This window comes from Aeromonas sp. Prich7-2, from assembly GCF_017939255.1.
Classification (GTDB): domain Bacteria; phylum Pseudomonadota; class Gammaproteobacteria; order Enterobacterales; family Aeromonadaceae; genus Aeromonas; species Aeromonas caviae.
In genome coordinates this window covers 1-19,029 of record NZ_JAGKRI010000100.1, presented here as the reverse complement: position 1 = coordinate 19,029, position 19,029 = coordinate 1, and the positions used below count along the sequence as shown (strand labels likewise).

14 protein-coding genes, 2 tRNA genes and 1 pseudogene are annotated in these 19,029 nt (G+C 64.8%); 4 read left to right on the top strand and 13 right to left on the bottom strand.

Annotated elements, in window-relative coordinates; translation table 11 throughout:
- Window positions 1-177: 177 nt before the first annotated feature.
- From mltB to J9892_RS15270, 10 genes are all read right to left on the bottom strand, one after another.
- Window positions 178-1,275: a lytic murein transglycosylase B gene (mltB, locus tag J9892_RS15315; protein WP_043154181.1), complete on the bottom strand. Its 1,098-nt coding sequence runs from the start codon at window positions 1,273-1,275 to the stop codon at window positions 178-180.
- 94 nt (window positions 1,276-1,369) lie between these two features.
- A complete protein-coding gene (locus J9892_RS15310; RefSeq protein ID WP_043154183.1) occupies window positions 1,370-1,972 on the bottom strand; it encodes a CDP-alcohol phosphatidyltransferase family protein in 603 nt (200 codons plus the stop codon).
- Window positions 1,965-2,627, bottom strand: a complete 663-nt coding sequence (locus tag J9892_RS15305; protein WP_043154184.1) for an ATP-binding cassette domain-containing protein — start codon at window positions 2,625-2,627, stop codon at window positions 1,965-1,967. The genes J9892_RS15310 and J9892_RS15305 overlap by 8 nt, the downstream gene beginning before the upstream one ends.
- Window positions 2,628-2,631: 4 nt before the next feature.
- Entirely contained in the window at window positions 2,632-4,284 is a 1,653-nt protein-coding gene (locus J9892_RS15300; RefSeq protein WP_080988595.1) for an ABC transporter permease, read from the bottom strand.
- A gap of 6 nt (window positions 4,285-4,290) precedes the next feature.
- On the bottom strand, window positions 4,291-5,460 hold the full coding sequence (locus tag J9892_RS15295; RefSeq protein WP_043154254.1) for an ABC transporter substrate-binding protein: 1,170 nt from the start codon (window positions 5,458-5,460) through the stop codon (window positions 4,291-4,293).
- A gap of 19 nt (window positions 5,461-5,479) precedes the next feature.
- Window positions 5,480-7,636, bottom strand: coding sequence for a bifunctional TVP38/TMEM64 family protein/FAD-dependent oxidoreductase (locus J9892_RS15290; protein WP_043154186.1), 2,157 nt, complete (start codon window positions 7,634-7,636; stop codon window positions 5,480-5,482).
- Window positions 7,633-8,208, bottom strand: a complete 576-nt coding sequence (locus J9892_RS15285; RefSeq protein ID WP_043154188.1) for a carboxymuconolactone decarboxylase family protein — start codon at window positions 8,206-8,208, stop codon at window positions 7,633-7,635. Before J9892_RS15285 ends, J9892_RS15290 begins: the two co-directional genes overlap by 4 nt.
- Complete coding sequence (locus J9892_RS15280) at window positions 8,198-8,908, bottom strand: DUF1499 domain-containing protein (RefSeq protein WP_043154191.1); 711 nt, start codon at window positions 8,906-8,908, stop codon at window positions 8,198-8,200. The genes J9892_RS15285 and J9892_RS15280 overlap by 11 nt, the downstream gene beginning before the upstream one ends.
- A gap of 127 nt (window positions 8,909-9,035) precedes the next feature.
- Window positions 9,036-9,314 (bottom strand): peptidylprolyl isomerase, encoded by a 279-nt coding sequence (locus J9892_RS15275; RefSeq protein ID WP_010674120.1) that lies wholly within the window; start codon window positions 9,312-9,314, stop codon window positions 9,036-9,038.
- 59 nt (window positions 9,315-9,373) lie between these two features.
- Window positions 9,374-9,769, bottom strand: a complete 396-nt coding sequence (locus J9892_RS15270) for a hypothetical protein (RefSeq protein ID WP_043154193.1) — start codon at window positions 9,767-9,769, stop codon at window positions 9,374-9,376.
- 536 nt (window positions 9,770-10,305) lie between these two features.
- Between J9892_RS15270 and J9892_RS15265 the strand changes: the two genes are divergently transcribed.
- Both J9892_RS15265 and J9892_RS15260 read left to right on the top strand, forming a co-directional pair.
- The gene (locus tag J9892_RS15265; RefSeq protein ID WP_210538555.1) at window positions 10,306-12,081 is read left to right on the top strand and encodes an autotransporter assembly complex family protein; all 1,776 of its coding nucleotides are present in this window, start codon (window positions 10,306-10,308) and stop codon (window positions 12,079-12,081) included.
- Between the two features lie 76 nt (window positions 12,082-12,157).
- Window positions 12,158-15,931, top strand: coding sequence for a translocation/assembly module TamB domain-containing protein (locus J9892_RS15260; RefSeq protein WP_210538554.1), 3,774 nt, complete (start codon window positions 12,158-12,160; stop codon window positions 15,929-15,931).
- 210 nt (window positions 15,932-16,141) lie between these two features.
- On the opposite strand, the gene J9892_RS15255 is transcribed toward J9892_RS15260, so the two are convergent.
- Together J9892_RS15255 and J9892_RS15250 are read right to left on the bottom strand one after the other, a co-directional pair.
- A tRNA-Tyr gene (locus J9892_RS15255) sits at window positions 16,142-16,226 on the bottom strand.
- 31 nt (window positions 16,227-16,257) lie between these two features.
- A tRNA-Tyr gene (locus J9892_RS15250) sits at window positions 16,258-16,342 on the bottom strand.
- A 126-nt stretch (window positions 16,343-16,468) separates the two neighbouring features.
- Between J9892_RS15250 and J9892_RS15245 the strand changes: the two genes are divergently transcribed.
- Window positions 16,469-16,981, top strand: a complete 513-nt coding sequence (locus tag J9892_RS15245) for a VC2046/SO_2500 family protein (protein WP_171864873.1) — start codon at window positions 16,469-16,471, stop codon at window positions 16,979-16,981.
- 63 nt (window positions 16,982-17,044) lie between these two features.
- On the opposite strand, the gene raiA is transcribed toward J9892_RS15245, so the two are convergent.
- Entirely contained in the window at window positions 17,045-17,377 is a 333-nt protein-coding gene (gene raiA / locus J9892_RS15240) for a ribosome-associated translation inhibitor RaiA (RefSeq protein WP_010674126.1), read from the bottom strand.
- A 392-nt stretch (window positions 17,378-17,769) separates the two neighbouring features.
- Between raiA and J9892_RS15235 the strand changes: the two are divergent.
- Window positions 17,770-18,885, top strand: a pseudogene (locus tag J9892_RS15235) (PAS domain S-box protein); the annotation flags it as partial.
- Between the last annotated feature and the right edge of the window lie 144 nt (window positions 18,886-19,029).

The following is a 19,029-nucleotide window of genomic DNA, read 5'->3' as shown; positions in this document are numbered from 1 at the left end:
TCAAACTTTCCGGGAGGACAGGCGTGAATGAAGTCGAGAGCTTGGTCGATACGCATAAAAAAATCCGAAACCCAACAAGGAGTTTCGGATTCTTACACAGCCTGAGGATCGGTCAATGGATCCTTAACTGATCGGCATTAGGCCTGCGGGCCCGTTTTCGTTGGTATTGAGGCTGACTCAGTAGCTGCCTCTGGCATCCCTGACGGCAAGGCCAAGCTGCCATACCGCCATGGCGTAGTGGGTGCTGTGGTTGTAGCGGGTGATGGCGTAGAAGTTCGGCAAGCCGTACCAGTACTGGTAACCGGTGCCGACATCCAGACGCAGCAGGCTCGCCTCCTTGTGATTGCCCAGATTGCCGGTGGGAGCCAGCCCGGCTCCGCGCAGGGTGGCCACCGGGTAGCGGGTCTGGAAGCCGTGCTCATAGCCCGGCAGCTGTCCCTGGCCGCGTACTGCCACCGGCTGCCCTTTCTCCCAGCCGTGGGCCTTGAAGTAGTTGGCCACGCTGCCGATGGCATCCACCGGATCCCACAGGTTGGTGTGGCCGTTGCCGTTGAAGTCCACCGCGTAGTTGCGAAAACTCGACGGCATGAACTGGCCGTAGCCCATGGCCCCGGCATAGGAGCCCTTGGGTTCGGTGGGATCCATCCCCTCATCCCGGGTCATCACCAGGAAGGCTTCCAGCTCGCCGGTGAAGAAGTCGGCGCGGCGCGGGTAGTCAAATGCCAGGGTCGCCAGGGCGTCGAGAATGCGGGTCTTGCCCATCACCCGACCCCAGCGGGTTTCCACCCCGATGATGCCGACGATGATCTCGGGTGGCACCCCGTAGATCTGCTGCGCCCGGTTGAGTTCACTCTCGTATTCACGCCAGAAGTTGACGCCGTTCTGCACGTTGTCCGGGGTGATGAACTTGGCGCGGTAGCGGTTCCAGGCGCCGGTCGGGCCGGTGGGCGGTCTGGTGGTGGGGGCCTGGGCGTCCATCAGCTTGATGATCCAGTCATAACGCTCGGCCTGGGCCAGTACCCGGTGCAGCTCGGCGCTGTCGAAACCGTGCTTTTGCACCATCCGCTGCACGAAGTTGTCCACGTTGGAACGATTGGCGAAGTCCCCCTTGCTGACCCCGGGCTGGCTCACCTGTCCGTAGAAGGGTTTGCTCGGCGGCGTCTGGTTGATGAAGGCGCTGTTGGGTTGGGGTTTGACCACGGGCTTGGGCGCCGGCGTGCTGCTGCAGCCGTAGATCAGGGGAAACAGGGAGAGGACACAGACAAGGCGACGCATAGGGTTCTCGTGAGCCTGAAAAAGAGTGCCGTCATGGTAAAACATTGGCGTGCAGGCGCAAGTGCTCCGTGCCGGCGCGCCCCCCGGGATCCCGTCAGCGCAGGGTGTGGTAGCCGCTCCAGATCCGGGTCAGGGTCGTGATGGCACAGAGCAGGGCGAAACCGTAGGCCAGTGGCACGAAGGCGGCAGGCCAGAGGCACATGAGCACGAAGAGGGCGATGGTTTCGCTCCCCTCGGTAAGCCCGCCCAGATAGTAGAGGGATTTGTGGTGGTAGACGGGGCTCTCGATGCCCCGCTTGCCCGCCATGATGGCAAAGGCCAGAAAGCTCGATCCCGTGCCCATGAAGGCGAACAGCAGGGTGGCGGCGGCCAGGGCGTTGGCCGGGTCGGCGAGGGCAAAGCCCAGTACCACGGCGGCGTAGAAGATGAAATCCAGCGTGATGTCGAGAAACCCGCCGCAGTCGGTGATGCCCGTTTCCCGCGCCACGGCGCCATCCAGCCCGTCCAGCAGCCGGTTGAGCAGAATCGCCGCCAACGCCCACTGATAGCAGCCAAAGGCCAGCAGCGGCAGCGCCAGCATCCCGATGAGAAAGCCGGCGAGGCTCACCTGGTTGGCACTCACCCCGGCCCGGCACAGGGGGCGGGCGAGCGCGGCGAGGGGGCGGCGGATAACCGGAATCAGGTGGCGATCAAACAAGGTGGTGCTCCTCTTCTGGGATGACTGGGGGGATCAACTGCAAGATGGTGCCCGGCGCATCCTCTTCGTCGTGGGTCACCAGCAGCGCGGGGATGGCCTGCGTGCGCAGGCGCTCGAACACCAGGGTTCTGAATGCCGCCCGCAGCGGCTTGTCGAGGCGGGAGAAGGGCTCGTCCAGCAGCAATGCCCTGGGCTCGGCCAGCAGGGCACGCAGCAGGCTGACGCGGGCTTTCTGGCCGCCTGAGAGCGCCCTGGGCAGCTTGTCCGCCTGAGCCTCCAGCCCGACCTCGGTCAGCGCCTCGCGGGCCCGGGTCTGCCTTGCCGCCATCCCCTTGAGATGCGCCGGCATGCCGAACATCAGATTTTCGGCCACCGTCAGGTGGGCAAACAGCAGGTCATCCTGAAACAGGATGCCGATGCCCCTCTCCTGGGGGGGGAGCAGGGTGAGGCGATGTGCGCCGAGCAGGATGTCCCCGGTCAGCCGGATGGGCCCCCCGGGTGGCAGCACTCCCGCCAGGGCCGCCAGCAGGGAGCTCTTGCCACAGCCGCTCGGTCCCATCAGGGTGAGCACCTCGCCCGGGGCCACCCTGAGGGGAGGGAGCGTCAGCAGGGGGGCGCCGTCGAGGAAGAGGGTGAGTGCGGAGGTATGCAGCATCGGGTCAGGGCCTCAGGGCGGGGTTGATGCGCCGCGGCAGCCAGAGCGCCAGGGCATAGATGAAAAGGGGCAGCAGCAGTTGCAGCAGGCCGTAGAGCCCCGCCAGCCGCCGGTTGAGGCCGCTGCCGATGGCCACCGCCTCCGTGGTGATGGTGACGACCCGCCCGCCCCCGAACAGCAGGGTCGGCAGGTATTGGGCCAGGCTCACCGCCGCTCCGACACCGAAGGCGAACAACAGGGGACGGGCGAGCAGGGGACCCTTGACTCGCCACCAGGCCCCCCAGGGGCTGGCCCCGAGCGTGAGGGCCACCCGGGTGAGGCGCTCGTCGAACTGGCGATAGGGGCCGTGCAGGCAGAGATAGACGTATGGAAAGACGAAGATCAACTGGCTCCAGAGTACCCAGCCAGGGCCTATGCCAGTGAATCCCAGCCCGTCGGTCTGAAGGCGCAATCCAAACAGCAGGCTGGCCTGGGGCAGCAGCAGAGGGAGGCAGACAAGCCAGAGGGTGCGTGCGGCGCGGCGCGCAGGCAACGCCTCGAGACAGAGCACCGCCAGCAGCAGGGAGAGCGCGGCGCAGAGCAGGGCCAGCCACAGACTCTGCCACAGCAGCGGGCCCAGGCTCGGCAGCAGAGCCAGCCAGTGGTGGCTGCTCCATTCACTCGGCCAGAGGGCGGGAAAGGACCAGCGCCGGGTCAGGGACCAGAGCAGCAGGGCGGCGAGCACCAGCAGATTGGTCAGGAGCAGCCCCCACACGCCGATGCGGGCAATGAGTGCGGGCCAGGGCGAGGCGGGGGCGCGTCGCCCATCCAGCCAGCGTGCCTTGCCGAGGGTGAGGTGGGTCCGCTCCAGCAGCCTGAGGGCGCCAAGCAGCAGCAGGTTGAGGGCGAGCAGCAAGAGGGCGCCGCTGGCACTGGCGCCGCGCCAGGCGGGGTCGGCATCCTGATACCAGAGCCAGAGTCGCACCGCCAGGGGCGGCGGGGCATCCGGCCCCAGCAGCAGGGCGAGATCCACCACCGCCAGACCATAGGCGGCCACCGCGTAGAGGGGCAGTCGCAGGGCGGGCCAGAGGGCGGGCAGCAGCAGGTGCCACCAGATCCGGGGGGCACTGAAGCCGAGGCTGGCCCCCAGCCACTGCTGGCGCGCCACCTTGGCGGGATCCAGTGCCGCCAGCGCCATCAGCAGCAGGAAGGGGGTCTCCTTGAGGATGAGCACCACGATGAGGCCAAGGCCCCAGGGATCCTTGAGGGTTTGCCAGTCCGGGGGCTGATGGGTGAGGTCAAGCAGGGGGGCGACGAGGCGCAGCAGCCAGCCGGAGGGAGCGATCAGAAAGGCGATGCCGATGGCAAAGGCGACGTGGGGAAGCGCCAGCAGGGGGGAGAGCAGGCGGCGCAGCCAGCGCATCCAGGGACGCCCGTCCCCCTGGGCGAGTAGCAGGGCGGTGGCGCCGAGGGCCCCCAGGGTGGAGGCGCCCGCCACCCAGAGGCTCAACCCTGCGGAGTGCCAGAGTCCGGGCTGGGGGAGCAAGAGGGATAGATTGGCGGGGGTGAGTCCCTCGATGACCAGCAACAGCAGGCCCCCGGCGAGCGGGATCCCCAGCAGCAGGGCTCCCAGCATCAAAAAGGGCAGCAGGAGGAGAAGAGGGGCGCGCGCCTGCATGATGGATCAGTGGCCGTAGCGCTCGGCCCAGGCCGCTTCCAGCCGCGTCTGCCAGCTGGGGTGGGGCTCTGCCACTCCCTTGAAGCGCAATGCCGGACGGGTCTGGCCTGGCAGCGCCTCCTGGCGCAGCACGCTGGGATCCCCCCAGAAGGCGGGGTCGCTCTTGCGCGCCTGGGCGGCGGGGCTCAGCAGGAAGTTGACCACCACCTTGGCCCCGGCCCGGGCGGAGGCATTGAAGGGGATGGCGAGGAAATGGCTGTTGGTGAGCGCCCCTTTCTCCATGGCGATGGCCTGGACGGTGGGGGGCAGGGTGCCGTTTTGCACCGAACTCTGGGCTTCCCCCGGGTTGAAGCTGATGGCTATGGCCAGCTCGCCGTCATCGAGCAACTGCCTGGTTTCGGCGGCGCCGGTGGGGAAGAGCCTGCCCTTTCGCCAGAGCGCGGGGTGAAGCTGGTCGAGCCAGGCCCAGAGAGGGGCGGTGATGCGAAGGAAGTCGGCATCGGTCGCCTCTTGATAGAGGGGCGCCGGATCCGGTGTCAGCTCCAGCAGGATCTGCTTGAGAAAGCTCGAGCCGTGAAACTGGGGAGGCTTGGGGTAGGTGAAGCGGCCGGGGTGAGCCTTGGCCCAGGCCAGCAGGGCGGCCGCCGAGGTGGGAGGAACGTCTACCTGGTCGCCATCCACCATCAGATTGAGCTGGCCTATGCCCCAGGGGGCCTCCAGCCCCTCGACCGGCACGGTGAAGTCTTCACTCACCGGCAGGGCGGTGTCCACCAAGGCCATGTTGGGCAGCTCGTCGGTAAAGGGGGCCCCCAGCAGCCCCTGCTCCTTGAGCGCCTTGAAGTTCTCGCCGTTGACCCAGAGCAGGTCGATGGGGCCGTTCGACGTCTTGCCAGCCTGCTTGCCGGCCAGCAACTGGCTCACGCTCTGGGCGATGTCATCCACCTTCACCTGCACCAGCTCGACCTGGTACTGGCGAGCGATCTCCTGCCTGGCCCACACCAGGTAGGCGTTGATCTCGGGGCTGCCCCCCCAGGCGTTGAAGTAGACTGTCTGCCCCCTGGCGGCCAGCAGGGTCTGCTGCCACGATGCGTCATTGGCGTGGAGCGGGGAGGTCAGCAGCAGGGGGACAGCTGCCATCAGGGGACGGAGCAGGGCGCGAAGTCGGGTCTTGAACATGATGGTTGCCTCGTCAGAGTCAGGCGCCGCGGCGCCAGCGGTGATAACGGGCCAGCAGCGCCAGCAGGCGCCCGGGCTGGCGGGCACGGCGCCAGGCGCCAGCCACGTACTTGTTCCCCTCCATCAGGGTGGGGTAGGGGTGAACGGTGGCGAGGATCTTGCCAAGTCCCAGGCGGTGGCGCATGGCGAGGGCAAACTCGGCGATCCGCTCGCCGGCGTGAGCACCCACTATGGTGGCCCCGAGTATCCTGTCACGGCCCGGCACCGTCAGCACCTCGACAAAGCCCCCTGACTCGCCGTCGGCGATGGCTCTGTCCAGCTCGGCCATCTCGAAGCGGGTCGACTCGAAGGGGATGCCTCGGGCCAGAGCCTCTTTCTGGTTGAGGCCGACCCGGGCTATCTCCGGACTGGTATAGGTGGCCGCCGGCATGACCCTGTAGTCTGCCCGAAAGCGCCTGAACTGGCCAAAGAGGGCGTTGATGGCGGCATACCAGGCCTGATGGGCGGCAAAATGGGTGAACTGGTAGGGGCCGGCAACGTCCCCCACCGCCAGGATGCTGGGGTAGTTGGTGGCGAGGAAGCCGTCGATGGCCAGGGTGCCGCCGGGTGCCAGTTCAACCCCCAGCGCCTCCAGCCCGAAACCGCTCACGTTGGCCTCCCGGCCAAGGGCCAGCAGCAGCTGGTCCCCCTCAACCACCAGCGTCTCGTCCCCCCGGCGCAGGTGCAGCCGGATGGGCAGGTTGGTGCCTTTACCGTCCATATACTCGGCCGAGGTAGCCTGCCAGCCGAGGTGCAGGGTGACGCCGTCGTGCTCCAGCTGCGCGGCCAGGGCCCCGGCGACGTCCCTATCTTCCCGGGGCAGCAGCTGAGGGCCTTGCTCCACCAGGGTGACGGGGATACCGAGCAGGGCCAGGCTCTGGGCCAGCTCGCAGCCGATGGGGCCCCCTCCCAGCACCAGCAGATGGCGGGGGGGCTCACGCAGTCGCTGCCAGAGGGTGTCGGAGGTGAGGTAGGGAACCCCGTCCAGTCCCGGCAGTGCGGGCACCCGGGGGCGGGCGCCGGTGGCGATCACGATATGGCGGCTGGTCAGGCGCCTGCCGTTGACCTCCACCTCCCAGGGGGAGGTGACCCGCGCCCGCCCCTGGATGCACTCCACCCCGAGTCCTTCATAGCGCGCCACCGAGTCGTGGGGTTCGACCTCCTCGATGACCCGGGCGACCCGCGCCATCACGGCGGCGAAGTCGGCGCGGCTCTGGCTCGGGGTAAAACCAAGCTCCCCGGCCTTGCGCTGTTCAATGGCGAAGCGGGCGCTTCGGATCAGCGCCTTGGAGGGGACGCAGCCGGTATGGAGGCAATCCCCCCCCATCCTGTGCTGCTCGATGAGGGCCACTCTGGCTTTCACCGCGGCGGCGATGTAGCTGGTGACCAGACCTCCGGCGCCGGCGCCTATCACCAGCAGGTTGTAGTCAAAGCGCGCCGGCTTGCGGTAGGGTGCGTGCAATCGGTAGAGGGCGAGACGGCGCTGCAAGGCACGCATCAGCCAGGGCATCAGGCCGAGCAGGGTCAGGGCGGCCAGCAGGCCGGGGGAGAAGAGGTTGCCTGTGCTGGTGAGGGTAGCCAGCTCGCTCCCCGCCAGCACGTAGACGAGGGTGCCCGGCAGCATGCCGAGCTGGCTGACCCAGTAGTAGGTGCTGACTCTGATGGGGGTGAGCCCCATCACCAGGTTGACCAGAAAGAAGGGGAAGAGGGGGATGAGGCGCAGGCTCAGCAGATAGAAGGCCCCCTCCTTTTGCATGCCGGCCTGAACGCTCGTCAGCTTGTCGCCAAAGCGCGTCTCGACCCAGTCCCGCAGCAGGAAGCGGGCGCTGAGAAAGGCCAGGGTGGCGCCGAGGGAGCTGGCAAAGGAGACCAGCAAGAGCCCCCACAGGATGCCGAAGACGGCGCTGCCCGCCAGGGTGAGCAGGGCAGCCCCCGGCAGGGAGAGGGCGGTGGTGAGCACATAGAGCACCAGAAACAGCAGGCTGGCCGCGACAACATGGCGGTCGACCCAAAGGGCCAAGCGCGCCTGGTGGGCCTGCAACTGGGTGAGGCTCAGATAGTGGTCAAGGTCGAGGGCAAAGAAGGTGCCGACCAGGGCCCCCATCGCCAGCAACAGCAGCAGGCGTGCCTGGTTCATCCCTGCCCCTTGTCGAGGGGGTGCTCGGGTTGCACCGGCAACTGGCAGAACCCCTGGGGAGCGATGTCGAGAGCGGCATTGAACTTGGCGGACATGTTCTGGAAGGCGATGAGGCCGGTGAGCTCCACCAGGGCGTCGTCATCGAACCAGGGCTTGAGGCGGGCGGCCTGCTCGTCGCTCACGCCATCCAGCCCGGTCATGGCCTCGGCATAGTCCAGCACGGCCCGCTCCCGCTCGTCGAACAAGGGGCTGTCGCGCCACCGGGCTAGCGCCTCCACCTTGTCGCTGGAGCCTGCCCGCTTGACGAGGGTCATGGCGTTGATGTCGACACAGAAACGACACCAGTTGAGCTGGGAGACCCGCACCGTCACCAGGGAGCGCAGCACGGGGTCGATGGGGGAGCGCTTGCGGTTGATGACGCCGTAGAGGGTGGCGACCGCGGCGAACAGCCTGGGGGAGCGCCCCCAGCACTTGCCCGGGATCAGCACCTGACCGTAGTTGCGTTTCTGCAGCCAGAAGAAGGGGCGGATGAACCAGGCGTAGGCCCGGTCCGGTTTGACCTCAATGCGCATCTTGTTCCTCTTTGAGCTTCTCCATCTTGGGCTTGTAGGCCCCGCCCAGACGCTCGTTCAACCGATTCAGGAAATCGATGATCCGTGCCCGGTTGACCCCCAGATCGCTGCGCCCCTGGCGCGAGGCGGAGCGCATGTCGATACGGGTCTCTTTGGGCCCGGCAAAGACCCGCAGGGCCACGTCATCCTGAAACCCGAACCAGCCGGTGGTGACGACGGCATCGATACCCTCGCTGCCCGGGCGAACCTGCCAGCCCAGCTCCGTCATCAGTTCCTCGGCTTCCGCGAGCACTTCGACCGGGGATGCCCGGGTATAGAGAGGACCGGGGTTGCCTGGAAATAGTTGCAGGGGCGGGGGGGAGACCGGGAGATCCTCCGGGCTTCTGAGCTGCTCGGCCCACTGGAGCCGTGGCGGATGGTAGGGATCCGTGCTGACGTCGTTGGTGAGGGGGGAGCGCAGCGCCTGGACGAGAAACAGCAGGGGCAGCAGCAGGGGAGTTATGCCCCAGATATCCGGCCAGAGGTTGGTGGTGCGGCGATAGCGCCAGGGCAGGCGCAGCAGCAGCACGAGGCTGAGGAGGGCGCTGGCGAGACAGAGGATGAAGCCGAGCCACCAGGGCCAGAGATGGGCGCGGCTGCCAAGGGCCCCGCAAAGGGGCAATAGCCAGGTCAGCAGCGGCCACCACAAAGAGCTGTGCATATGAGGGATCCACGGGTCAGGATGGAACTATGCCCAGAAGGATAAACTTAATTGCCTGATAACGTTAGTAAATGATCATCAATCCCAGGCCTGCGGCTCAGAGAGCCGATGGCCTCGTCGCCCTGGATCAGCTGCGATAGAGCACCTTGATGAGGTGGAAGCCGAACTTGGTGCGCACCGGCCCCAGCACGGTCAGCAGCTCCCCCTTGAACACGGCATCGTCGAAGGACTTGACCATGTCCCCCTTGGAGAACTCTCCCAGATCGCCGCCACGCTTGCCGGAAGGGCAGGTGGAGAAACGCTTGGCCATCTGGCTGAAATCGGCGCCCTTGGCGAGCTTCTCCTTGATCTCCAGACACTGTTTCTCGGTCTTGACCAGGATGTGCTGGGCACAGGCTTTTTTCATCGGAATGCTCCTCGGCGAGGGGAAAGGGGGCGCAAGATTACTGCAATTGCGCCTCCACGTCAGCCCCTCGGGCGCGAGACCCGGCTCCGGGGGCCGGCGGCCAGGGGGACCCTGGCCCGGGATTGCCAGAGGATCTCCAGCCCCAGCAGGGCATAGAGGCTCCAGATGGCCAGGGGGTTGAGCCAGTTGCCCCCCATCTGCAGGGTGGCCAGGGCTGCGCTCACCAGCAGCAGAACTATGCCGGGCAGGCGCCAGTGGGCAGACAGGGGAGCGAGCAGGGCCATGCCCAGCAGCAGGGCCAGGCCAAAGGGCAGATTGAGCGCGGTGAAGGCGAGGGCCTGCTGGCCGTTCATGCCGGTCAGCAGGGCCAGCAGGGCGCTGCAGCAGGCCAGGAAGGTGATGAACTCGAGTCGGTCGGCGATGTAGTCAGCCAGTTGTTCGCTACGTAGGTGCATGGGGTCTCTCCTGCGATGATTGGGATCAGTGTGGGACAGGCAGGAGCGCAGGGGCAGCGGGATAAATCGATTGAATTGAACGAAGCTTTAGTGCCATCTATTCAAGTGATTGATTTAAAATTATTTTCCTGTTCAATAGCAGGCAGGATGGGGAAGAGGGCGCGGAGCAAGTCGAGGGGGACGGGTTGACGAAACCCGCCGGATGCGGGGTGTCCGACAAGGGTTGTCGCGACGAGCCGGACCCTGCTGCCAGCCCAAGGCCGCCAGGGGAGATCCGGCGTGGCGGGGTCGGTGATGGCGTTTTGTTCGCCCCTTGCCCGGATTGTGCGCAGTTTGGCTCCTCACACCCGGCTGGCTCCTTGCAGGGCCGAAGCGATCCCCGCACCGGGGGTGGCAGAGCGGCACGCAAAGGGGCCCCGAGCGTGGGATTTCGCCGTCGCGATTATGCTAGGATGAGCGGCACTCGCCCGGGATGAGTCTCGGTATCGTACTAAATAACACAATCTTTAAATCATGTTATTCGGGGAAAATGACGTTTGACAGGATGCTATCCTACTTTTCTCATCGGGAGCACTTCATCCGGGCGATCCCGTCGCCCCGGGCCCGGTCTCTTGCTGTTCGCCCTCGCTCTCTGGCTGATGGCGATGCCCGCCATGGCGGCCAAGTTGACCTACCAGATCAAGGGGGTCAGGGGAGAGCAGAAAGACAACGTCGAGGCCTACCTCAACGCCCTGCCCGTCTACCAGGAACGCCAGTACCGCCCCGCCCGCGCCAAGATCACCGAGAGCGTACAGAAGGCGCTGCAGGTCTATGGCTACTACCAGCCCAAGATCACTCTGAACCGCGACAAGAAGACGCCCGCCAAGGTGGTGATCGAGATTGAGCGGGGGGAACCCGTGATCATCTCGCGCCTCGACATCCTGCTGGAAGGGGATGCGGGGAGCGACGAGGTGTACAGCGAGCTGCTGGACAAGCTGCCCCTGAAGGAGGGAGATCCCCTCAACCACGGCAAATATGAATCCATCAAGGCGGATCTCGGCAGTCTGGGGCTGGCCCGCGGCTATTTTGACGCCAAGATCAGCAAGAGCCAGGTCAAGGTTTTCCCGGAACAGGGCAAGGCGGAGATCTACATCCTGTTTCGCTCTGGCCCGCGCTACCATTTCGGCGAGATCCGCTATGACGCGACGCCGGAGGCACTGCACCTGATCCGCCCGCTCATCAACATCAAGAGCGGCGACCCCTATCTGGCGATCCGTCTGGCGGAGATGTCCCAGGATGTCTCCTCCACCAAGCTGTTCAAGCAGGTGGACATCAAACCCCTGATCAGCCAGGCCGAGGGCAACCGGGTGCCGGTGCAGGTGACCCTCTCCAACCGGGTCGATCACGAGATTGAGACCGGTATCGGTTATGCCACGGACGTGGGGCCGCGCCTGAGTGCCACCTGGGAGAAACCCTGGGTGAACCGCTATGGTCACCGCCTCTCCAGCACCGCCAAGATCTCGGCGCCGGAAGCGGAGCTCAGCTTCGACTACCAGATCCCGGTGGGCAACCCGCTGCGGGATTACTACTCCCTGCAGGCGGGCTATCAATACACCGACAACAACGACACCCGCTCCGATCTGGCCACCTTCGGGGTGCACCGCTGGACACGCCGACCGGAGAGCTGGGACAGAGACGTCTTTGTGCGCCTGGAGAACGAGCGCTACGTCCAGGGTCAGGACGAGGGGAACAGCCTGCTGCTGATCCCCGGCGTCTCCTGGTCACGGCTGCGGGTGCGCGGCGGTCTGGTGCCGGATTGGGGGGATCGCCAGCAACTGACGATGGAGTTCTCGAGCCCCTACTGGGGGTCCGACATCAGCTTCATGCGGGTGTGGGGGCGCAGCAAGTGGCTGCGCACCCTGGGCGAAGATCACCGTTTCCTGATGCGGGCCGAGCAGGGGGCCATCGTCGGGGATGATTTCTCCCTGGTCCCGCCCTCCCTGCGCTTCTTCACCGGCGGCGATCAGACGGTCCGGGGCTACGGTTACGAGACCATTTCGCCACGGGGGGACGATGGCAAGCTGACCGGCGGACGTTACGCCAGCGTCGGCAGCCTGGAGTACAACTACCGCTTCAGCGAGAAGTGGCTCGGCGCCCTGTTCGTGGACGCCGGGACCGCCACCGTCGACTACAGCGAGGCCTGGAAGATAGGCACCGGGGTCGGGGTGCGCTGGGTCACCCCCATCGGTCAGGTCAGGCTCGATCTGGCGGTGGGCATCTCCGAGGAGGACAAGCCGCTGCGGCTGCACTTCGCACTGGGGCCGGAACTATGACCCGGCAACCAGGCGCACATCCTCTTCTTTCTCTTTTCTGGCCGCTGCGGCTGCTTTCCTTGCAGGGGTCTGCATCGTGATCTGGGTAAAACGCATTTTCTTGTGGCTCATGGGCCTCTTCTTCCTGCTGCTCATCGGCGTCAGCCTGCTGGGCTTCACCCATCAGGGCAACAAGTGGTTGTGGCAACAGGCCAGAGCCGCGCTGCCCTCCCTCAAGGGGGAGCTGGTGGCGGGGCAACTCGGTTATGGCTGGACCTTCGAAGGGGTTGGCTGGCAGGACGAGCTGGTGGATGTCACCGTGGAGCGGGCCGTGCTGGACTGGGATCTGGGCAAGCTCCTGCAGGGCAAGCTCTGGATCAAGTCTCTGGCGGTGACTCGCCCCGTGGTCCGGGTGGCGGAGTCCGAGCCGGTGCCGGAAGAGCCGTCGGAGCCCTTCGTCTGGCATCCGTTGCCGCTCAAAATCCAGGTCGACAGCCTCAAGGTTGCCGATCTCGATGTGGCGGTGCCCGGCGTGACGATCACCCTCAAGGATCTGGACATTGGCGCCGCCCTGGATCGCGCCGGGCTCATCGTGCGCGGCCCCGTGCTCGATGGCCTGAACGTGGTGGTGGCACCGTCCCCGGTGGAGGCGGCCAGTGACAAGGGCGCCAAACCGGCGGATGAGAAAAGCGCCACCCTGGCGGCCGGCGAGCGCAAGGCTGTCCCCGGTGACAAGACGCAGGCCGCAAGCAAGCCCGAGCCCATGGTGCTGCCGGCGGTGCGACTGCCTTTCCCCATCCAGCTGGAGGGGCTGAAAGCCACGGCGTTCCGTTATCAGCAAGGTGAGCTGGTGGAGGGGCTTGACAACCTGTTGCTGTCGGCCACCGCCGAGGAGGAGCGTATCGACATCCGGGAGCTCTCCTTGCGCCATGCCATGGCGGATCTGGCCTTGAGTGGTCAGGTGCGCCTGCACGAGGATTACCCCCTCACCCTGACTCTGGATGCCAAGGCGCGTCAAGGGCTGCTGGACGGGGAGCTCAAGGGGGAGCAGGTCAATCTCGTCCTGGACGGTTCTGCGGGCAAGCTTGGGCTGGCACTCAAGGCCAAGGGGCCGGTGGGCGCCAATCTCAAAGGATCCCTCGCGGCCCTCGACCCGGATCTGCCCTTCGATCTGGCGCTGGACTGGAAGAGCCTCGCCTGGCCCCTGCACAAGCCCGCCAAGGATGAGCCCAGCTATCGGCTGGACAAGGGCACCCTGAGCGCCAAGGGCAAGCTCTCCGGTTACCAGTTTGCGCTCAACACCGCCGGCAAGGGGACCGATGTGCCCCCCTTCAAGGTGGCGCTCTCGGGCAAGGGGGATCTCAACGAGCTGAGCCGCATCGAGCTGCTGCTGGGGGCCCTCAAGGGGGAGCTCAAGCTCGACGGCAAGCTTGCCTGGAGCAAGGGGGTCCAGTGGCAGGGGACGACCGAATTCAAGGGGATCAACCCGGCGGAGCTGGTGCCCGAGATCAAGGGGGCACTGGCGGGCAAGATCACCAGCCGCTTCGATCTGGATGAGGCGGGCCACTGGCAGCTGGCCCTGCCCGAGCTCAAGGTGGATGGCAAGCTCAACCAGTATCCCCTGGCCTTGCAGGGCAGGCTCAGCGGCAACGACATGATGGAGTGGACCATCCCGGCCCTGGCGCTGCAAAGCGGCCCCAACCGGCTGCAGGCCAAAGGCTCGCTCACGACCCAGGCCTGGAAGCTGGATGCGGATCTGGATGCGCCCAAGCTTGGGGGTATCTACCCGGGTCTGGGAGGGGACATCAAGGGCCAGGTGCGCGTCACCGGCAACCAGCAGGCGCCGCGCGTGAATGCCGACCTGGTGTCGGGCCGACTCGCCTACGCGGGCACCGTCCTCAAGGAGACCGTCATCAAGGCCAACGCCCTGGTCGGGGAGAAGCCCGCCGGTGAGGTGGCGGTGACGGTGGCGAGCCTGGCGCAGGGGGAGACCAAGCTCTCGCAAATCGCCCTGAACCTGAGCGGCGATCTCGAGCGCCACGGGCTCACCTTGACCATGAAGGGGGATCCCCTGGCGGCAGACCTCAGCCTGAATGGCAGCCTGCGCGGTGACCACTGGCGTGGCGCCCTTGCCGAGCTGAAGCTCAAGACTCCCCTCAAGCGCTGGGCGCTGACCGCCCCCTGGTCTCTGGACCTGGATCTGCCGAAACAGCAGTTGACCATGGGGGATCTCTGCCTCGCGTCCCAGAAGGCCAGTCTCTGCGTCAAGGGGAGCCGGATAGCCCAGTCCCAGGGCAATCTGGAATTTGCCCTGAACGAATTTGATCTCAAGCGGCTGCGCCCCTGGTTGCCGGACAATTTCCGCTGGCAGGCGGTGCTGTCGGCCGACGGGCGCGCCAGCTGGCGCGGCAACCAGCCGACCCTGCACGCCACCGTGCGTACCACGCCTGGGACCTTCGTCGCCGACGAACTCAAGACCGACTACCAGCGCCTCGAGCTCGGGATCGACTTCGAGCGCCAGCAGGCCGCCATCCGGGTCGATTTCGCCTCCGAGCAGATCGGCAACATCGACACCGATCTGCTGATCCGGGATCCCGCCGGCCGCGGCAACCTCGGCGGTCAACTCAGGTTTGACGATCTGAAGCTGGCGACCTTTGCGCCCCTCATTCCCGAAGTGCGCTCCCTGCAAGGGGTCATCTCGGCGGATGCCCGCTTCGACGGTACCCTGGCTGCCCCCCTGCTGTATGGCGAGCTGAACCTGAAGGAGGGGGAGGTTCAGACCCACTCCGACATGGTGACCCTCTCCAAGCTGGTGACCCGCCTCAAAATAGAAGGCAACCGGGCCGAACTCGACGGCTCCATGATGGTGGGCAAGGGCCCCCTGGTGCTGGGGGGCTGGCTGAGCTGGGCCCAGCAGCCGGTGACCGGCAGCCTCACCATTCAGGGCAAGGAGTTGGAAGCCCAGTACCCGGGCATGGGCCGGGTCAGGGTGACACCTGACATCGCCATCTCTCTCGGGGAGGAGACCAGGGTGACCGGTCAGGTGGACATCCCCTGGTCGCGCATCCTGGTCAAGAGCCTGCCAGACAGCGCGGTAGCGGTCTCCGATGACGTCACCGTCATCTACGACGATCTGCCGCCGGTCCCCAAGGCGGCACCGCTGCCCATGGAGATCAGGCTCGCCATCCGGCTCGGGGACGACGTCCGCCTCGAAGCCATGGGACTCAAGACCAAGGTGGGAGGGGCCCTCAACATTCGCCAGGATCCCTCCAAGCCGCTCTCGGGCAACGGGCAACTGGAGCTCAGGGACGGGCGCTTCAAGGCCTATGGCCAGAACCTCATCATCAAGGAGGGGCGGATCCTCTTCTCCGGCCCCATTGATCAGCCCTATCTCAACATCGAGACCTATCGGGATCCGGACACCATCGAGGACAACGTGACCGTCGGGGTGCGGGTGACGGGGCCGGCCACCAAGCCGAAGATCACCGTCTATTCCGAGCCGCAGATGGCGCAGTCCGAACAGCTCTCCTATCTGTTGCGGGGCAAGGGATTGCAGACCAGCGGCGAGGATGGCGGCTTCAACGGCCTGCTGGTGGCGGGGGCCGTGAGCCAGGCGAGCGGCGTGGTCTCCAGCATCGGGGAGTCCCTCGGCATGAGCGACGTGGTCCTCGATACCGCAGGCAGTGGTGATGACACCCAGGTGACCATGTCGGCCTACCTGCTGCCCGGCTTGCAGTTCCAGTACGGGGTCGGGGTGTTCAGCCCCATCGCCGAATTCAAGCTGCGCTACGAGCTGATGCCAAGGCTCTATCTGCAGGCCATGAGCGGGGTGGCCCAGGCGGTGGATATCTTCTATCGCTTCACCCTGTAAGGGGGCGCGGATGACAAGACAGATACCTGGGGGGGACGCTTATCCCCCTCTGCCCGACCTGCCGATGACTGCTGTTGTAGGTAGGTTCGGGGTGAGAGCGTGCATATATTGACGGGAGGCCTGGCCTCCCGTTTTTTTTTGTAGAGAAGAAGGGGATTTGTGGAAGGCAGAAAAGCGAAAACCCGGCATAAGGCCGGGCTTTCTGAAAGATGGTGGAGGGAGAAGGATTCGAACCTTCGAAGGCAGAGCCGTCAGATTTACAGTCTGATCCCTTTGGCCGCTCGGGAACCCCTCCACGGGGCATGACCTGATTGTGCGCACTTGAATGGTGGAGGGAGAAGGATTCGAACCTTCGAAGGCAGAGCCGTCAGATTTACAGTCTGATCCCTTTGGCCGCTCGGGAACCCCTCCCCAAGTGCGAGGCGCATACTAACAGATCTGTCGCGCTTGTGAACCCCTCTGCCGGGATTTTTAATGCTTAAAGGATCGGGTTGATGGCCGATAAGCAATGAAACCTTCATTTCCAAGATTTATCTCATGCTGCCCAGTGCGATTCGTGACCGCTTGCTCGTGGATGAGGCCCAGTTGGGCCAACGGCTCAACCAGGATCTCCGTGCGGGGGACCGTGCCGACTTCAGGCTGCACCTGGCGCTGCTGACCGATGCGGTGGAAGAGCAGCCCTGGTTTGATGCCCCGCCCAAGCCTGCGTCGGGTGAGCTGGATTGGCGCTCCCGTTTCGGTCTGATGCCCCGGGCGTCCCTGCAAGGCGGGGTGGAAGAGAGCGATGCCACCAGCCTCAACGAGCGTCTGCAACAGGGTGGGTGCATGACGGATGTGAGACTCTGGCTGGCGCTGCGCTCCCCGCCACTGGTGAGCCGAACACCCGCGCTGGATCCCGCGGTGTACGACAACCTCTCGGCACTGGGTCGCGAGCGCTGGCAGGCCCGACCTATGGGCGCTGACCCCAGGGAGGAGGCTCCGCTGCTGATGCTGCCGCTGCTCGATGAGCTTGCGCAAGGGGTGGATGCCAGGCTGCGCTGGCTGGGGTGACGGCACGGTAGAATGCAAAAAGGCGGGATGACCCGCCTTTTGCTTTATGAATGGTGAACCTTGTCAGGCGTCTGCCTCGTCCGGTTGGGGCACTTCCTTGCCGGCGGCACGACGGGCGATGGGTTTTTCTGTGTGACGGTTGAGCTGGCGTTCCAGCTTCTGGCCCAGGTCCGTGATGGCGGCATAGAGATCCTCGTGCTCTGCCTGCGCAAACAGTTTGCCGTTGGGAATGCCGATAGTGGCTTCGACGATATACATCAAACGCTCTTTGGAGATGATCACATGGGGTGTGATAAGAGGCACCTGAAGACGCTCGAGCTTTTCAAAACGGGATTCAATGCGCTCGCGGATGGCTGGGGTGATGTCGATGATTTTACTGGTCATTTCGATTTTCATAATGGCCCCCTTCGGGTCGTCTTGCTTGTGTCTTCACCTCCAGATTACCCATGTCGCCAAATCAAAATGTGATCTGTGTCACGAAAAATCCCCTTGGGAATCCCGCTGTCCATAAATTGTGAGCTTTTCCCGTTTCATGCCAAAAACCGCTTGAGCTCAGTGAAACAGGCAGGCAGTATCAGCAAATAGGATCGTTTCTGTCCCCCCTCGGCAGCGCCTTGTGTCGACCCGATGTTTGGTTTTTGCCGCATAGTCTCGAATTTTCTCCACCCACATCGCCTCATCGCATCGCAAAATCATTGCCATGCGCCGGTGGAGATATGCGCGCAAACGGATATGCTTTTCTGCAGGAGTCGGGGTGGATAACGTGGTTGTAGTGGTTGGAGTCGTAGATGAAGCAGCAAGCCACCCAGATGATGTGGTTTTATGATCGGCAGCATGGGCAATGGAGCCTGTCTGATCATGTCTCTTGTGAACCCTGGGCAGGGGAGGGAGCCCACCCCTGGGCCACCCAACTTGAGCGGGAAGATGAAGCGGGTTTCGCCGATTTTCTTGCAAGACTCCACGATTCCGGCCAGCCTGGCCAGTTCATCGGTCACCTGCGCGATGAGGACGGCAAGGTACACCATGCGCTCTGGTACGGTCAGTATGTGCCTGCACAGGGGCTCTGTTGTGGCTGGCTTGCCCCCCTCGAAATGATGCATCGCGAGATGGATCGCGCCAACTCCCCCGCAGGCGTGACACCGCCGCTTCCCATGTTGCAGGCCCCCTTGCTGGCCAAGCTGGCGCAGGCGCTCTCCGCCAAGACGGGGCTCGATTTTTGCCAGACCCTGGTCAACGAGCTGGCCCATATCCTGGGAGCCACTGCCGTCTGGCTGACGGAGCGGGTTGGTCTCGACAGGCTGAGAGTGCTGGCGAGCCACGGCATCGACGTCAAGGAGTATGCCCTCTGTGACATGCCCTGCCAGCAGCTCTATCGCCAGGGGGCCTCCTGCGCGGTCCCCGTGAGTGAACCCCTGACCGGGTATCCTGACCTGCCCCCGTGCCAGCACTATTACGCCCAGCCGCTGCTCGATCGCAACGGTCAGATCCTGGGCCATCTTGCCCTGCTGTTCCCGAGCCAGACCCGGACCACGGATCTGGACTCCGTCCTGACCATCTTCTCGGTGCGCATGGTGGCCGAGCTGGAGCGCCTGCAAAGCGATGCCCTGATGCGGCTGTCTGCGGTGGCCTTTGAAACTCACGAAGGGATCATCATCACGGATCCCGAGTTCAAGATCCTGCGGGTCAATTACGCCTTCAGCCAGATCACCGGCTTTGACAACCAGGGGGTGATTGGTCTGCATCTTGGCAACGATCTCTGGTCGGGGCTGGGAGGGCTGGGTTACGAGCTCAACGCCCTGGATCGCTGGCAGGGGGAAACCCTGCGCCTGCACGCCGACGGTCACGCCTATCCCCAGTGGGAGATCGTCACGCCGGTGCAGGATGAGAAGGGGGGGATCAGCCACTCATGTACAGAACCTTAAGCGGCAAGCGAATTAATAATACCGTCTAACGTGTTGTTTTGCTTGGATTTTCTCTGCCTACTCTTTTTGCCGTTTTTGGATAAATACACCATTGCCCACTCCAACTTCTCTGTTATTTCCTGCCAC

Coding starts and splice junctions, on each gene's coding strand:
- J9892_RS15280 (WP_043154191.1), bottom strand. CDS start 8,908: ATGCACAGCTCTTTGTGGTGGCCGCTGCTGACCTGGCTATTGCCCCTT.
- mltB (WP_043154181.1), bottom strand. CDS start 1,275: ATGCGTCGCCTTGTCTGTGTCCTCTCCCTGTTTCCCCTGATCTACGGC.
- J9892_RS15285 (WP_043154188.1), bottom strand. CDS start 8,208: ATGCGCATTGAGGTCAAACCGGACCGGGCCTACGCCTGGTTCATCCGC.
- J9892_RS15300 (WP_080988595.1), bottom strand. CDS start 4,284: ATGCAGGCGCGCGCCCCTCTTCTCCTCCTGCTGCCCTTTTTGATGCTG.
- J9892_RS15245 (WP_171864873.1), top strand. CDS start 16,469: ATGCTGCCCAGTGCGATTCGTGACCGCTTGCTCGTGGATGAGGCCCAG.
- J9892_RS15305 (WP_043154184.1), bottom strand. CDS start 2,627: ATGCTGCATACCTCCGCACTCACCCTCTTCCTCGACGGCGCCCCCCTG.
- J9892_RS15295 (WP_043154254.1), bottom strand. CDS start 5,460: ATGTTCAAGACCCGACTTCGCGCCCTGCTCCGTCCCCTGATGGCAGCT.
- raiA (WP_010674126.1), bottom strand. CDS start 17,377: ATGAAAATCGAAATGACCAGTAAAATCATCGACATCACCCCAGCCATC.
- J9892_RS15270 (WP_043154193.1), bottom strand. CDS start 9,769: ATGCACCTACGTAGCGAACAACTGGCTGACTACATCGCCGACCGACTC.
- J9892_RS15275 (WP_010674120.1), bottom strand. CDS start 9,314: ATGAAAAAAGCCTGTGCCCAGCACATCCTGGTCAAGACCGAGAAACAG.
- J9892_RS15290 (WP_043154186.1), bottom strand. CDS start 7,636: ATGAACCAGGCACGCCTGCTGCTGTTGCTGGCGATGGGGGCCCTGGTC.